General features: G+C 44.1%; 13 protein-coding genes. 7 read left to right on the forward strand and 6 right to left on the reverse strand.

The annotated features are described in order from the left end of the window. Positions 1 to 61: 61 nt before the first annotated feature. The 6 genes from J7384_RS17570 to J7384_RS17595 form a co-directional block, all read right to left on the reverse strand. Positions 62 to 985 (reverse strand): hydroxymethylglutaryl-CoA lyase, encoded by a 924-nt coding sequence (locus tag J7384_RS17570; protein ID WP_209115848.1) that lies wholly within the window; start codon positions 983 to 985, stop codon positions 62 to 64. A 4-nt stretch (positions 986 to 989) separates the two neighbouring features. After that, positions 990 to 3071, reverse strand: coding sequence for an acetyl/propionyl/methylcrotonyl-CoA carboxylase subunit alpha (locus J7384_RS17575; RefSeq protein ID WP_209115861.1), 2082 nt, complete (start codon positions 3069 to 3071; stop codon positions 990 to 992). Between the two features lie 67 nt (positions 3072 to 3138). Further along, on the reverse strand, positions 3139 to 4059 hold the full coding sequence (locus tag J7384_RS17580) for an enoyl-CoA hydratase/isomerase family protein (protein ID WP_247741846.1): 921 nt from the start codon (positions 4057 to 4059) through the stop codon (positions 3139 to 3141). Positions 4060 to 4096: 37 nt separating this feature from the next. Next, positions 4097 to 5704 (reverse strand): carboxyl transferase domain-containing protein, encoded by a 1608-nt coding sequence (locus tag J7384_RS17585; protein ID WP_209115849.1) that lies wholly within the window; start codon positions 5702 to 5704, stop codon positions 4097 to 4099. Positions 5705 to 5786: 82 nt separating this feature from the next. Continuing rightward, on the reverse strand, positions 5787 to 6956 hold the full coding sequence (locus tag J7384_RS17590; protein WP_209115850.1) for an isovaleryl-CoA dehydrogenase: 1170 nt from the start codon (positions 6954 to 6956) through the stop codon (positions 5787 to 5789). A gap of 80 nt (positions 6957 to 7036) precedes the next feature. Continuing rightward, on the reverse strand, positions 7037 to 7456 hold the full coding sequence (locus J7384_RS17595) for a MerR family DNA-binding transcriptional regulator (protein WP_209115851.1): 420 nt from the start codon (positions 7454 to 7456) through the stop codon (positions 7037 to 7039). 392 nt (positions 7457 to 7848) lie between these two features. Between J7384_RS17595 and J7384_RS17600 the strand changes: the two genes are divergently transcribed. From J7384_RS17600 to gmhB, 7 genes are all read left to right on the forward strand, one after another. Continuing rightward, the gene (locus tag J7384_RS17600; protein ID WP_209115852.1) at positions 7849 to 9033 is read left to right on the forward strand and encodes an acetyl-CoA C-acyltransferase; all 1185 of its coding nucleotides are present in this window, start codon (positions 7849 to 7851) and stop codon (positions 9031 to 9033) included. 289 nt (positions 9034 to 9322) lie between these two features. Continuing rightward, positions 9323 to 10480, forward strand: a complete 1158-nt coding sequence (locus J7384_RS17605) for an acyl-CoA dehydrogenase family protein (RefSeq protein WP_209115853.1) — start codon at positions 9323 to 9325, stop codon at positions 10478 to 10480. 20 nt (positions 10481 to 10500) lie between these two features. Beyond that, positions 10501 to 11277 carry an enoyl-CoA hydratase gene (locus J7384_RS17610; protein WP_247741852.1) on the forward strand — a complete coding sequence of 259 codons (777 nt, stop codon included), beginning with the start codon at positions 10501 to 10503 and terminating at the stop codon, positions 11275 to 11277. 30 nt (positions 11278 to 11307) lie between these two features. Further along, positions 11308 to 12477: an enoyl-CoA hydratase/isomerase family protein gene (locus tag J7384_RS17615; RefSeq protein WP_209115855.1), complete on the forward strand. Its 1170-nt coding sequence runs from the start codon at positions 11308 to 11310 to the stop codon at positions 12475 to 12477. A gap of 12 nt (positions 12478 to 12489) precedes the next feature. Continuing rightward, entirely contained in the window at positions 12490 to 13410 is a 921-nt protein-coding gene (gene mmsB, locus J7384_RS17620; RefSeq protein ID WP_209115856.1) for a 3-hydroxyisobutyrate dehydrogenase, read from the forward strand. A gap of 19 nt (positions 13411 to 13429) precedes the next feature. Further along, entirely contained in the window at positions 13430 to 14191 is a 762-nt protein-coding gene (locus J7384_RS17625; protein WP_209115857.1) for an SDR family oxidoreductase, read from the forward strand. 204 nt (positions 14192 to 14395) lie between these two features. Beyond that, positions 14396 to 14929, forward strand: a complete 534-nt coding sequence (gmhB, locus tag J7384_RS17630; protein ID WP_209115858.1) for a D-glycero-beta-D-manno-heptose 1,7-bisphosphate 7-phosphatase — start codon at positions 14396 to 14398, stop codon at positions 14927 to 14929. Positions 14930 to 15414: the final 485 nt, after the last annotated feature.

Genomic DNA, 15414 nt, shown 5'->3' on the forward strand with positions numbered 1-15414 from the left:
TATTTTTAGTATTTGCTTTTAGTCTTTATTTTGTCGCATATGTTTTGTCACGGGTGCCGGGTTAGGGCTTAGCTCGATAGGCCAGTGATACTTTTGACACTGGGTCTTTGCCCAATTTGTCACTGATAAACCAGCCGGTTTCCAGCAGTAAATCGAAATTAACATCGTGTTTTATGTCAAGGCCGTTGAGCAGATAAACGACGTCTTCGGTCGCGACATTGCCGGATGCGCCTTTAGCATAAGGACAGCCACCGAGGCCAGCAACTGCAGCGTCAATCGTGTTAATACCAAATTGTAATGCGCTGTAAATATTTGCTAACGCTTGGCCATAGGTATCGTGGAAGTGAACGGCGAGCTTCTCCCTAGGAACAAGCGCTGTCACTGCCTGTAACATTTTCGCGACACTCGCTGGAGTGCCGACACCTATAGTGTCACCAAGAGAAATTTCATAGCAGCCTAAATCAAGTAGACGTTTGGCAACAGCGGCGACTTGTTCTGGCTCAATATCTCCTTGATATGGGCAGCCAACCACACACGAGACATAACCTCTCACCGGCAGGTTTGCTTTTTTAGCCGACTCAATTAACGGAATAAAACGCTCGATACTTTCGTCAATCGAGCAGTTAATGTTTTTTTGGCTAAATTGCTCTGAAGCGGCACCGAACACAGCAACTTCGTCAACACCAGCGGCGAGGGCGGCTTCAAACCCCTTCATGTTGGGTGTTAAGCAGGTGTAGCTAACCCCAGTTTGACGTCGAATACCGGCAAAAACATCCGTAGAGGTCGCCATTTGCGGGACCCATTTAGGTGAAACGAAGCTACCGGCCTCAATTTTTTTTAAACCAGCATCGCTGAGTTGATTCACTAAACTAATTTTGTCTTCAGCACTAATAGGCTCTTGTTCATTTTGTAGGCCGTCTCTCGGTCCTACTTCTACAATGTTGACAAATTCTGGCAATGACTGATTAAGCCCTGAAAGAGTCATATCGCTACTCCTGCTCATTAACATTAAAGCTCAGCAGTTCAGCACCACCATCAACCATATCACCGGTTTGGTAAAAAACACTTTCGACTGTACCTGCATGTGGTGCTCTAATGGTGTGCTCCATTTTCATGGCTTCCATAATCATTAACGCTTGTTCTGCTTCAACCTCAGTGCCCGCTTCAACCAGTACACTGACCACAGTGCCGTTCATTGGTGCAATCAAGCCGCCGTTATCTGTTTGGCTATCACTATCGCCTAAATCAGGCGTTAGTTGGGTGAAATTGAATGCACCATTTTGTCGGTATAGGGTAATAACATCGTCAGTACTCGTTTTATTGATATGTACTGATGCCTCACTGCGATAACCGTTGATCGTGGTCAGCAGTTGATCGCTATTTAAGCTACCTTGGCACTTAATGACAGTGCCGTTGTTAATACTAATGGCATAAGCTTGCGTTGCGGCGTCACCATCTCGGTTGTTTAAGTGTTCTACTTCAATGTCGAATGTGTCGTCACTGTTGCCGAGTTCAGGTCTTAATGATAAAGATTGTTTGTTGGCTTCGTTGGCTCGCCAGTGGTTGGCTTGGTGCCAAGGAGAGTTGCTGTCACTACTCAACAAAGCTTTTTTGTTAGCCGTATTCGCTTTTGCCAATACTAAATAGAGCGCCGCCATTACTAGGTTGTCAGCCAGTGCTTGATTATCTTGAACGGGGCCATTGTGAAAAATTTGCTCGTGATGTTTCTCAATGAATCCAGTATCTAGATCAGCTTCAACAAACGCAGGGCAGGTCGCTAAATTGTATAAAAAGTCGATATTGGTGGTAACACCGCTGATGCGGTATTCCGACAGCGCTTTTGCCAAACGTTGTAGCGCTTTATCTCTATTTTCGTCCCAAACTACGAGCTTAGCGATCATAGGATCGTAATAAACACTGACTTCGTCACCTTGTAAAACCCCAGTGTCAACGCGAACATGTTCACTTTCTGTAGGTGCTTGTAAGAAATTTAGCGTGCCGGTGGCAGGCAAGAAATCATTGTTGGCATCCTCAGCGTAAATTCGCGCTTCAAAAGCGTGACCGTGAATAGAGAGTTGAGCCTGTGTTTTTGGTAACGTTTCGTTGGCTGCTACGCGAAGTTGCCATTCAACCAAATCTTGCTTGGTAATATATTCGGTAACTGGATGCTCCACTTGTAAACGCGTGTTCATTTCCATGAAGTAGAAAGCGCTGCGGCCGGTGCTTGGATCGACATCGAGCAAAAACTCAACAGTACCCGCACCACAATAGCCGATGGCTTGCGCTGCTTTTATTGCCGCCTGGCCCATTTCAGCTCGCAGTGTCTCGCTCATCCCAGGCGCAGGGGCTTCTTCAATAACCTTTTGGTGACGACGTTGTACTGAGCAATCGCGTTCAAATAAATACACCGCGTTGCCGTGATTGTCACAAAATACTTGAATTTCAACATGACGAGGTTGAGTTAAATACTTTTCAACCAACATGGTGTCGTCGCCAAAGCCGTTAAGTGCTTCGCGCTTAGCGGCGGCAAGTTCTTCGCTAAATTGCCCAGCTTGCCAAACTTGTCGCATACCTTTACCACCACCACCTGCGGTAGCTTTGAGTAGCACTGGGTAGCCCATATCATCAGCTGCTTGTTTCAAAATAGCTTCGTCTTGGGCATCGCCGTGGTAGCCCGGAACCAGCGGCACTTGCGCTTTTTCCATAATGCTTTTGGCTGCCGATTTAGAGCCCATTGCTTCAATGGCGTCAACTGGTGGCCCGATAAAGGTAATGTCGTTGTCAGCACAAAGTCGACAAAACTCAGCATTTTCAGATAAAAAACCATAGCCCGGATGAATCGCTTGAGCGCCAGTGCGCTTTGCTGCGGCAATTACTTTGTCAGCGACTAAATAGCTGTCTCGTGACGGTGATGGCCCCAAGTAGACAGCTTCGTCAGCCATTGTTACGTGTAAGGCATCAACATCGGCATCTGAATATACGGCAACGGTAAGTATTCCCATGCGTCTTGCGGTTTTGATTACTCGGCAGGCAATTTCACCGCGGTTAGCAATCAAAATTTTACTGAACATTTGGCGCTCTGAACGCTTGATGTTAGCACAGTCTTTTTTTACATCGATAGGATTAGAGAGAGTCATATTATTCGTTTCCGTCATGTGCTTGTCTTTGCTGAACTGATGAGGGGTGCTGATTTACTTGCTGTTGCCACTGGGGTTGGCGCTTGTCAAAAAAAGCGCTTAAACCTTCTTGACCTTCTGGCGATGTCCGAATGTTGGCGATGCGGACGCTGGTATCAGCCAAAACATCGTCGTTAATACCTTGGTTTAAGTCACAATAGGCAACGTCAAAGGCCAGTTGTTTTGCTTGGCGAACAGCGTCGGGCCCGTTGGCTAATAGTAAGGTGACAAACTCATCGACTTTTTGATCAAGCAATTCTGGTTCGACAACTTCGTCAACTAAACCTAGCTCAGCAGCCTTGTTGGCGAAGAAGCGCTCGGCAGTCATAAAGTAACGACGAGATGCGCTTAACCCGATAGCATTGACCACATAAGGACTGATGGTTGCTGGGATCAAGCCAAGTTTCACCTCGCTTAGGCAAAAGCTCGCTTTTGTGCTCGCGACCACGATATCGCAACAACTGGCTAAGCCAACGGCGCCACCAAAAGCAGCTCCTTGGATTTTGCCGATCACAGGCTTAGGCATAAAATTGAGGGTTTTAAGCATCTGAGCTAGGGCGTTGGCATCAGCGAGATTTTCTTGATAGCTGTAACTCGCCATACGCTTCATCCAGTTCAAGTCAGCACCCGCAGAAAAGCTCTTACCATTTGCAGCCAAAACCACAACCTTAACTTGAGGGGCGTTGGCTAAGTTAGTAAAGGTTGTTGTTAAGGTCTCGATGACAGTGTCATCAAAAGCATTGTGTTTATCTGGATTATTCAAGGTTACCGTTGCAACGCCGCTATCACTTATTTCGCAAATAACTTTATTTTCAGAGATATCTTTTGCTTTTCCCGTAACTTGCTCTGCTATTGCATTATCAAGGTGAGTGGTTGTACTCATAATAGTTTTTACCTCACTAATTTAAGTGAATGTCCAATTACATGCGGAAAATACCAAAACGGGTATCTTCAATTGGTTTGTTAAGCGAGGCTGAAATAGCTAGCCCTAGTACTTGGCGAGTATCGGCTGGGTCGATAACACCATCGTCCCACAAACGAGCAGATGCGTAATACGGATGTCCTTGATGTTCGTAGTCATCAATAATTGGTTGTTTAAACGCGGCTTGTTCTTGTTCGCTCCACGTTTCACCACGTTTTTCAAGTTGGTCTGTTTTTACTTGTGCGAGTACACCAGCGGCTTGCTCACCACCCATTACTGAGATGCGGGCATTGGGCCACATAAATAAAAATCTTGGGTCATAAGCTCGGCCACACATACCATAGTTACCAGCACCGAAACTACCGCCGATTAAGACAGTAAACTTAGGTACTTGAGCACAGGCGACCGCGGTCACCATTTTGGCGCCATGTTTGGCAATACCACCAGCTTCGTATTGTTGACCTACCATAAAGCCAGTGATGTTTTGCAAAAATACCAACGGAATTTTGCGTTGAGCACAGAGCTCGACAAAGTGAGCACCTTTTTGTGCTGACTCACCAAACAATATGCCGTTATTAGCAACAATACCGACGGGGTAACCAAAAATGCGTGCAAAGCCACACACTAAGGTGTTGCCATAAAGCGCTTTAAATTCGTCGAACTCACTACCGTCGACAATACGAGCGATGACTTCACGAACGTCATATTGCTGACGAGCGTCTTTTGGAATAACGCCGTAAATCTCCTCAACCTTATAGGCTGGGGCTTGAACCGCTTCGATGTTTAATTGCATCGGTTTTACGCGATTTAAGTTAGCAACTGCGGTTCTCGCTAAGTGCAATGCGTGATCATCGTTTTGTGCGTAGTGATCGGCAACACCAGAAGTTTTACAGTGGACATCGGCACCACCTAAATCTTCGGCGCTCACCACTTCACCAGTGGCGGCTTTCACCAAAGGTGGGCCCGCGAGAAAAATAGTTCCTTGTTCTTTAACGATGATCGACTCGTCAGCCATTGCTGGCACATAGGCACCACCAGCGGTACAAGAGCCCATGACAACAGCGATTTGGGGAATGTTTTGTGCCGACATATTGGCTTGGTTAAAGAAGATGCGACCAAAGTGTTCTTTGTCGGGAAAAACATCGTCTTGGTTTGGCAAGTTGGCGCCGCCTGAATCAACCAAGTAAATACACGGTAAGTTGTTTTCTTGCGCTATGGTTTGAGCGCGCAAATGTTTTTTAACCGTTAGTGGGTAATAGGTTCCGCCCTTTACCGTGGCATCATTAGCGACAATGACGCATTCTTGGCCACCGACACGGCCAATGCCAGTAATGATGCCCGCCGCCGGCACGTTATCTTGATAAACTTGATATGCTGCCAGTTGCGAGAATTCGAGAAATGCCGAACCGGGATCGAGTAATGCGTTAACGCGATCTCTTGGCAATAGCTTACCGCGCGACAAGTGGCGTTCGCGACTTTTATCACCGCCACCTTGTTTTATTTGTCCAATTTTCGCCGTCAGGTCATCAACTTGAGCCTGCATATGGGCAGCGTTTTCAACGAAGTCAGCGCTGCGTGTATTTATTTTTGACACTATTTTAGCCACAAAACACCTACTTAAATGAGTTCAACAGTTTCTTTATGTTCATTGATATTAGTTATTCAATGTCTCAAGTTTTTAAATCAGCTTATTTAGAATCGTTAAAAAGCTCACGACCGATAAGCATACGGCGTATCTCAGAGGTACCGGCGCCAATTTCATAGAGTTTGGCATCGCGCAATAGACGGCCGGCAGGAAACTCGTTGATATAGCCGTTGCCACCTAAAAGTTGAATAGCATCAAGCGCCATTTTGGTGGCGAGTTCTGCAGAGTAAAGAATAACGCCAGCGGCATCTTTACGGGTGGTTTCGCCTCGATCACAGGCCTGTGCAACTAAGTAAACATATGATTTTGCGGCATTCATTTGAGTGTACATGTCGGCAACTTTGCCTTGTACTAGCTGAAATTCACCAATAGATTGACCAAATTGTTTGCGGTCGTGAATATATGGCACGACCAAATCCATGCAAGCGTCCATAATGCCCAATGGGCCACCAGAGAGAACTAAGCGCTCGTAATCAAGACCAGACATCAGTACTTTGACACCTTTGCCTTCTTCGCCGAGAATGTTTTCGGCAGGCACTTCACAGTTTTCAAAGACTAACTCACAGGTATTTGAACCGCGCATGCCAAGCTTATCGAGCTTTTGGTGACGACTAAAACCCGGAAAATCGCGCTCAACAATAAATGCCGTAATGCCTTTTGAACCAGCGCTGGTATCGGTTTTGGCGTAAATAATGAATACATGAGCGTCTGGGCCATTGGTAATCCACATTTTGTTGCCGTTTAAAATGTATTTATCACCTTGTTTGTCGGCGCGTAACTTCATGCTCACAACATCAGAGCCAGCATTGGGTTCAGACATTGCCAAGGCACCAATGTGCTCACCACTACACAATTTAGGTAAGTATTTTAACTTTTGTTCGTGGCTGCCGTTTTTGTTTAATTGGTTTAAACACAAGTTAGACATAGCGCCGTAGCTCAAACCAACCGAAGCGGAAGCTCGACTGATTTCCTGCATGGCAACAACGTGTTCTAAATAACCCAAACCAGAACCGCCGTATTCTTCGTCAACAGTCATGCCAAGTAAGCCCATGTCGCCAAACTTGCGCCATAAATCGTGAGGGAATTCATTGTCATGATCAATTTGCGCTGCGCGCGGTGCAATTTCATCACGGGCAAAAGCATTAACTTGATCGCGGATCATGTCGACAGTTTCGCCAAGGTTGAAGTTTAAAGAACTAAATTGAGAAATCATGAAAATTCCTTACCTGCTGTTATTTGTTTAATTATTCGTAATTTGTATATTGTTGTGTGTCGTTGCTTAGTCGACTGTTATTATTCTGCAATGAGCTTATCAAGTGTTTGTTGACAGCTTTGCTCTAGGCTGTCGAGTTCGGTGAGAACAACATCGATATCTTGTAATTGTTGCTGTAATACGGCTTTTTTATCAGCGATTAAATCCATAATCGTGACCAATTGTGTTTTGCTCGTTTTATCGGTGTCGTAAAGCTCAAATAAGCGACCCGTTTCGGCTAGTGAAAAGCCTAAGCGTTTGCCGCGTAAAATCAGTTTTAATCGAACTCTATCCCGTTGACTGTAAATACGAGTTTGACCACGTCTTGATGGTGCGAGTAACCCTTGATCTTCATAAAAGCGAATGCTGCGAGTAGTAATGTCGAACTCTTTGGCAAGTTCTCCTATGACATACGTTTTTTGCCCATTACTTGTATTGCTTGTCTTGAAATGGTCAGTCATGGTTGTTTTCTAATAATTTATATTAACGAATTAAGTGTAATTTCATGCTAGTGTAAGTTTACGTAAAGGTAAAGTTTGGTGGTTACTTACAATGTCATTGGATATTGATGGGAATTATTCAACTGTAAGCTATAAGTTACAGTTATAGCGAAGTTAAGCGATTCGAAAGAGATTGATATCTCAGCGTAAGGTAGAATTGTGGACTAGTATTTTGGTAGCTTAGTTATAAGTTTACGTTTGCGTAAAGGTAAGTCTTTGGTTGTGGTTTTAATGTTGGTGTTGTCTTAGTTTTTGATTTTACAAGGCAAACAGCGTTTCTAGCCTCAAAGCTAACCATAATAAAAACGTATCGGCTTAGTTTGAACGAGCTTTTTTGAATTAAAGGAAACATTATGTCTTCAGCAGATCCTATTGTTATCGTCTCGGCATCAAGAACACCCATGGGTGGTTTTATGGGCGGTTTGTCTAGTGTTAGTGCTCCTGAGTTAGGCTCAGTAGCGATTAAGTCAGTGGTTGAGCAAGCAAAACTTGCTAACAACGATGTGGATGAAGTGTACATGGGCTGTGTGTTAAGTGCTGGCTTAAAACAAGCGCCGGCGCGCCAAGCAACACTAGGTGCTGACTTAGCATTGTCAACGGCGACAACTACTGTAAGCAAAGTGTGTGGTTCAGGCATGAAAGCAGCGATGTTAGCACATGATGCTATCGCAGCAGGCTCAGTTGATATCGCGGTTGCTGGTGGTATGGAAAGCATGACTAACGCGCCATATATGTTGCCAAAAGGGCGTCAAGGTATGCGCATGGGGCACGGCCAAGTATTCGATCACATGATGATGGACGGCTTAGAAAATGCCTATGACGGTATTGCTATGGGCTGTTTTGCTCAAGATACGGCAGACGATACAGGCTTTACCCGTGAGCAAATGGACGAATTTGCCTTGCGATCACTTGCGCGTGCTAATCAAGCAATTGAGTCAGGCGCATTTAACAATGAAGTGACACCAGTGACAGTCAAATCGCGTCGCGGTGATACAGTTTTTGACACTGATGAACAACCGGGAAATGCACGTCCTGAAAAAATTCCAAGCTTGCGCGCAGCCTTCAAAAAAGACGGCACTATCACTGCTGCTAATTCTAGTTCGATCTCAGATGGTGCTGCAGCATTAGTCATGATGAAATTGTCTGAAGCACAAAAACGTGGCTTAACGCCTTTGTGTAAAGTACTCGGCCATAGCAGTCATGCACAGGAACCGGCAGAGTTTACGGTTGCGCCAGTTGGTGCCATGACAAAGTTACTGAATAAGATTGATTGGCAAATTAGTGATGTTGACTTGTTTGAGATTAATGAAGCTTTTGCCATGGTTACTATGCTGGCGATTAAAGAGTTAGAACTCGACAGTGAAAAAGTAAACGTCAATGGCGGTGCTTGTGCGCTTGGTCATCCAATTGGCGCGAGTGGTGCTCGTATTTTAGTGACACTTATTCACGCGCTTAAAAATAGAGGCTTGTCTAAAGGTGTCGCCTCTTTGTGTATTGGTGGCGGTGAAGCTGTCGCCATGGCGATAGAGACTCTATAAAGAGTTAATATGCATCAGTTGATACAGCCAACTGACAGTTCAACTGAGTTTATATAAGCTGGGCACCATTGGTTAGCCCAGCAACCATTATATTTGTCTTGAACAATGCAAAATAACGATAATTTTCAAGCGTTAGTTCAAAGTGCAACACTGACAAAAATACACCCTCACTATTGCTATTTGGTTATAGCGAGGCGATTAAATATTTACAACAGCAATAACTTGTTCAAAGCAGAAAAATAACAATACAGACAATATCTGCTCGACAAGCGTTATCGGGGATAATCTAGTGAACTTTAATATGACAGAAGATCAGCAAATGTTTGCTGATACTGCGAAGCAGTTTGCTGACGCAGAACTTGCGCCACATGCGGCTAAGTGGGATGCGCAGCACACCTTTCCAAAAGACGTTATCCAAAAAGCCGGTGAACTTGGTTTTTGTGGCCTTTACACACCAGAAGACGCTGGTGGTTTGGGGTTAAGTCGTCTCGACGCATCAATTATTTTTGAGCAGTTGGCAACAGGCTGCACGGCAACGACTGCGATGCTAACGATTCATAATATGGCAACATGGATGATCGCGAGCTGGGGCACTGAGTCAGTAAAAGACAAATGGTGTCCTAGTTTAGTCTCGGGGGAGCAGCTTGCCTCGTACTGTTTAACTGAGCCGGGTTCAGGTTCTGATGCAGCTTCACTGCGAACCAGCGCTAAACGAGACGGTGAACATTACATCGTTAATGGCTCAAAAATGTTTATTTCAGGCGCAGGTGAAACCGATGTTTTGGTCGTTATGGTGCGAACTGGAGAACCCGGGCCAAAGGGGATTTCCGCTTTAGTTATTCCAGCTGACGCCGAAGGTATTGTTTACGGCAAAGCTGAAGAAAAAATGGGCTGGAATGCCCAACCCACTAGGCTAGTGACATTCGACAACGTTAAAGTTTCCATTGATAACTTGTTAGGTAATGAAGGTGAAGGTTTTACTTTTGCGATGAAAGGACTCGACGGCGGCCGAATTAATATCGCCACTTGTTCTATTGGCACAGCGCAACAGGCATTAGAAACAGCAACCGAATATATGAAAGAGCGCGAGCAATTTGGCAAACCTATTGCAGCTTTTCAAGGGTTGCAATTTAAATTAGCAGATATGGCGACAGAACTTGTCGCAGCGAGACAATTAGTGCGATTAGCTGCTTTTAAGCTCGATAGTAACGATGCTGAAAAAACCGCTTATTGTGCAATGGCCAAGCGCTTAGCCACCGATATTGGTTTTCAAGTTTGTGATGCCGCGCTGCAAATTCACGGCGGTTATGGTTACATCAAAGAGTATCCGCTTGAGCGTCATTTTAGAGATGTACGAGTTCATCAAATCCTTGAGGGTACCAATGAAATTATGAGAGTGATCATCGCCCGAAGATTACTCGCCGAAGGCGCCGGTCAAATATTATAACATTTCAGATAAGGAGTAAGCTGATGTCTAATTTAAAGTTGGAAAAAATAGCGAATACTGCGGTTGTTACCTTTAACAACCCTCCTGCCCACACCTGGACTTTTGACAGCCTGGCAGAGCTGCGTGATTTGGTGTTAGCGCTCAATCGCGACTGCGATATTTATGCCCTAGTATTAACGGGCGATGGTGACAAGTTCTTCTCTGCTGGTGCAGATTTAAAAGTATTTGCTGATGGCGACAAAAAAGTTGCCGCTGAAATGGCGGATATTTTTGGTCAGGCATTTGAAACCTTGAGTAATTTTCGCGGGGTATCGATTGCAGCAATTAATGGCTATGCCATGGGCGGCGGCTTAGAAGTAGCATTAGCCTGTGATTTACGCATTGCTGAGCAAGGTGCCCAAATGGCTTTACCGGAAGCGACAGTCGGTTTGTTGCCATGTGCTGGCGGCACACAAAATCTTCACATTTTAGTTGGTGAAGGTTGGGCTAAACGTATGATTTTGTGTGGCGAACGGGTTGATGCCGAGCGCGCAGAACGCATCGGGCTGGTAGAAGAAGTCGTCGAAAAGGGTACAAGTTTATCCGCTGCTTTAGACTTAGCGCAAAAAGTCAGTAAGCAAAGTCCAGTTGCTGTAGCCGCTTGTAAGAAGTTAGTGCAAGGACATCGTCAGCGCAGCTTGACCGACAATTTGCCGCAAGAACGCACTGCATTTGTTGAGTTATTTGACTCTCAAGACCAACGGGAAGGCGTCAATGCCTTTTTAGAGAAACGCCCACCTGTTTGGCAAAATAAGTAAATTTTACAACCTATTTTAAGAGTACATATTATGTCTGAAGAAGTGGTCCTTTTTGAAGAAGTTAACTGCTTAACTGATAAAAAAATAGCGGTGGCTACGTTGAATTCACCGCGCTCACTTAATGCACTAAGTGGTGACATGATCGATTTGTTGATGCCTAAACTACTAGAGTGGCGAGACAATGACGATATTGTGATGATCTTTTTGCAAGGCAGCGGTGACAAAGCTTTCTGTGCTGGTGGTGATATTGTGCACATGTACAATGCTATGACAGAAAGCGCGATGAAAGAAAATACAACAACAGCAAACAGCGACGCAAAAGATAAGTCTGTTCCTGCTTTAGAGCAGTACTTCACCAAAGAATATCAACTTGATTATCTTATTCACACCTTTAACAAGCCGTTTTTAGTTTGGGGTCAAGGTATTGTTATGGGCGGCGGTTTGGGCTTAATGGTTGGTGCCAGTCATAGAGTAGTGACTGAAAGTTCCAGAATTGCCATGCCGGAAATTAGTATAGGTTTATATCCTGATGTTGGCGGCTCTTACTTTTTAAATAGAATGCCAGAAAATTGTGGGCTTTTCCTCGGTTTAACTGGAGCCTCTATTAATGCTGCAGATGCTAAATATACCAAAATGGCAGACTTTTTCTTATTAAACGAGCACAAGCAGCAACTGTTAACAGCGCTTAGTGAAGTAAAGTGGGGCGATACCATAGCGCTTAACCACGATAAGTTAAGTGATGTCCTACAAAGCTTTGAGCAAGATGTTAAAGCTTCGTTGCCTAATTCGCAGTTAAAACAGCATCAAAGCTTAATTAATCAAGTGATTCAACAGCCAGACCTAGTTGCAATTGTTGATGCGATTATTTCAGTCGATATTGAAGATAAATGGTTTAACAAAGCGCAAAAATCCCTCGCACATGGCAGTCCGATGAGTGCGCATTTAGTTTATCAGCAATTACAACAAGCGCAGTCGATGACCTTGGCTGAGTGTTTTAAATTAGAGCTTGGGCTCTCAGTGAAATCAGGCCAGTTTGGTGAATTTTGCGAAGGTGTTCGTGCGTTACTTATTGACAAAGACAACCAGCCTAATTGGCACTTTAGCAACGTTGAAGAGGTTGATGCAAAAACACTTGCTTGGTTTTTTGAAACACCATGGCAAGCAGAAAGTCACCCATTGGCTGAGTTAGAGCAAGTTTAATAGGAGTTCATTATGGCGAATATTGCATTTATTGGCTTAGGCAATATGGGCGGCCCAATGGCAGCCAATCTGGTTAAAGCGGGTCACAAAGTCAATGTTTTTGACTTATCTGAACAAGCTTTAAGTACGGCTAAAGAAAACGGTGCGACGGTTGCCGCTAGCGCAAACGAAAGCGTCGTTGGCGCCGAATATGTCATTTCTATGTTACCTGCGGGTAAGCATGTTGCCGGCCTTTACTTGGGAGAAAAGAGCCTGGGTAACGATAGTGTGGGTCACAACGGTTTGATTGATGCCATCAATCCCAATAGCTTAGTGATTGATTGTTCTACTATAGATCATCAAACCGCGCAGCAAGTTGGCAATGCCTTAGCTGAAAAGGGTATTGGTTTTATTGATGCGCCAGTTTCTGGTGGTGTTGGTGGAGCAGTAGCGGGTACCTTGAGCTTTATGGTCGGAGGGAGTGCTAATCATTTTGAACGAGCTTCGTCAGTACTTGAAAATATGGGAAAAAATATTTTCCATGCTGGTGACCTCGGCGCCGGACAAATTGCCAAAGTGTGCAATAACATGTTGTTGTCAGTGCTAATGGTTGGCACGTCAGAAGCGTTGCAATTGGGTATTAGCAATGGTCTGGATCCTAAAGTGTTGTCGGAGATTATGTCGAAGAGTTCAGGTAGCAACTGGACGCTCGATGTCTACAACCCGTGTCCCAATGTGATGGAAAATGTGCCGTCGTCAAATGGTTATCAAGGTGGTTTCATGGTTGATTTAATGGCCAAAGACCTCGGTTTAGCAATGGAAACCGCATTGTTGAGCCAATCGTCAACACCTATGGGGGCATTAGCTCGTAGTCTCTATGCTATGCATGCAGCAGGCGGTCATGGCTCAAGAGATTTCTCTAGCATTTTTAGTTTGTTTGATAAACAACAGTAAATAAAGGCGTTAACGTTATATGAATTTACAAGACAAAGTCATTGTTATTACTGGTGGTGGTCAAGGGTTAGGCCGTGCTATGGCGGTGAACTTGGCACAACAAGGTGCCAAGCTAGTACTTATCGATTTAAATGAAGATAGTTTGCAAGAAACCGTTAATTTAGTTGAGCAAGCTGGCTCGGAGGCAAAATTTTATCTTGCTAATGTTACCGTTGAGCAAGAGGTAGAGCAGACATTTCAAGCGATAAATAGCGATTTTAACGGCTTTGATGGTTTGATCAACAATGCCGGTATTTTGCGAGATGGCATGTTTGTTAAGGCTAAAGACGGCCAAGTCACCAAGAAAATGTCATTGGAACAGTTTCAATCAGTGATTGATGTTAACTTAACCGGCGTTTTTCTATGTGGTCGTGAAGCCGCAGTGCACATGATTGAAAACAATCGCAAAGGCGTGATCATTAATATGTCGTCGATTGCCCGTCAAGGTAATATGGGACAAACCAACTATGCTGCCTCTAAAGCGGGCGTGGTTGCCATGACAGTAACATGGGCACGTGAGCTTGGTCGCCATGGTATTCGAGTTGGTGCGATAGCTCCTGGTGTTATTCGCACAGCAATGACTGATGCGATGAAACCTGAAATGCGTGAACGACTAGAAAATATGAAACCAGTAGGCCGTTTAGGCGAAGCCGATGAAATTGCCCATACGGTTCAGTATATTTTTGAAAATGAGTTCTTCACGGGTCGCGTTGTCGAGATTGATGGCGGCTTGTGTATGTAATTCGCCTATGATGCACGTTTAATTGCGAATCCATAGAGAATTGATAAAGGGCGAGTTATACTCGCCTTTTATCTTTATAACGACCAATATCATTGATGATAATCGGGTTAGATATTCAAGACCAACGTTATAGCGTGACGTCATGGATGACAAAGAGCGTATATGTACACAACAAACATCTTATTTGAAGGTATATGATAAAGCATGCAAAAAGCACTGTTTCTCGATCGCGATGGTATTATTAATATCGATCATGGCTATGTTCACAAAATAGAAGAATTTGATTTTGTCGACGGCATTTTTGCTCTGTGTCAAAAAGCGCAGCAACTGGGCTATAAAATTTTTGTCATTACCAACCAAGCGGGAATTGCCCGTGGTTATTACACAATAGCAGACTTTGAAAAGTTAACTAAATGGATGGTTGAACAGTTCGCCGAGCAAAGTGTCGAGATAACTGACGTTTATTTCTGTCCACATCACCCCGATAAAGGTGTTAACGAATACGTGCGAACATGTGGCTGTCGAAAACCCGAACCCGGAATGATCATGCAAGCTCAACAAGAACACCAACTCGACTTAGTTAATAGTGTTTTTATTGGTGATAAAGGCTCTGATATGGCAGCGGCCTGCAACGCAGGTGTTAAAAAACGTTTTTTAGTTACTAGTCAGTATCAAGATGACGAGGCGATTCCTTCGGTGAAAGTTGAGTCAATCAACGATGTTTTAGTTCATTTGTAATTGCTGATGATGTTTTATTGAACACAATTCGGCATTTTGGTTAAATTCTGTTGCTTATTTGAGCGTTTAACCCAAGAAACGAAAAAATGTTAAAATAAGTGTTGACGGCCAGATAAAAATCTCTAAAATGCGCATCCACTTCCACGGGGCAGCCCAACGAAGTGTTTTGATAAGTTTAGTTGGTGAATATACTAGGTAAACGGGTCAGATAACTTAGAAAAACGATTTGAAAAAAAATTCAAAAAGTTGTTGACATCAAAACTAGGAAGCGTAAAATGCGCATCCGCTCTCAACGAGAGAGCAGCAACAAAGCACGAGTGCGATGTTTTGTTTGAATCGCAAGATTCAGTTCTTTAACAAGTAGTTATCATGCAATGTGTGTGGGCATTCACGACGATGATAGATTCAACTAAAAGTTGCTTCGGCAACGAATTTATCTTGATGAATGTCTATATACAAACTTAATAAGTTTTATAGTACAGAAT

The organism is Endozoicomonas sp. G2_1 (genome assembly GCF_017744155.1).
In the GTDB taxonomy this organism is placed as follows: Bacteria; Pseudomonadota; Gammaproteobacteria; order Enterobacterales; family Alteromonadaceae; genus JAGHQT01.

Excerpts from the sequence above, each read along its gene's own strand:
- J7384_RS17575 (WP_209115861.1), bottom strand. The coding sequence starts at position 3,071 with ATGTTCAGTAAAATTTTGATTGCTAACCGCGGTGAAATTGCCTGCCGA.
- mmsB (WP_209115856.1), top strand. The coding sequence starts at position 12,490 with ATGGCGAATATTGCATTTATTGGCTTAGGCAATATGGGCGGCCCAATG.
- J7384_RS17595 (WP_209115851.1), bottom strand. The coding sequence starts at position 7,456 with ATGACTGACCATTTCAAGACAAGCAATACAAGTAATGGGCAAAAAACG.
- J7384_RS17625 (WP_209115857.1), top strand. The coding sequence starts at position 13,430 with ATGAATTTACAAGACAAAGTCATTGTTATTACTGGTGGTGGTCAAGGG.
- J7384_RS17590 (WP_209115850.1), bottom strand. The coding sequence starts at position 6,956 with ATGATTTCTCAATTTAGTTCTTTAAACTTCAACCTTGGCGAAACTGTC.
- J7384_RS17615 (WP_209115855.1), top strand. The coding sequence starts at position 11,308 with ATGTCTGAAGAAGTGGTCCTTTTTGAAGAAGTTAACTGCTTAACTGAT.
- J7384_RS17570 (WP_209115848.1), bottom strand. The coding sequence starts at position 985 with ATGACTCTTTCAGGGCTTAATCAGTCATTGCCAGAATTTGTCAACATT.
- J7384_RS17580 (WP_247741846.1), bottom strand. The coding sequence starts at position 4,059 with ATGAGTACAACCACTCACCTTGATAATGCAATAGCAGAGCAAGTTACG.
- gmhB (WP_209115858.1), top strand. The coding sequence starts at position 14,396 with ATGCAAAAAGCACTGTTTCTCGATCGCGATGGTATTATTAATATCGAT.
- J7384_RS17600 (WP_209115852.1), top strand. The coding sequence starts at position 7,849 with ATGTCTTCAGCAGATCCTATTGTTATCGTCTCGGCATCAAGAACACCC.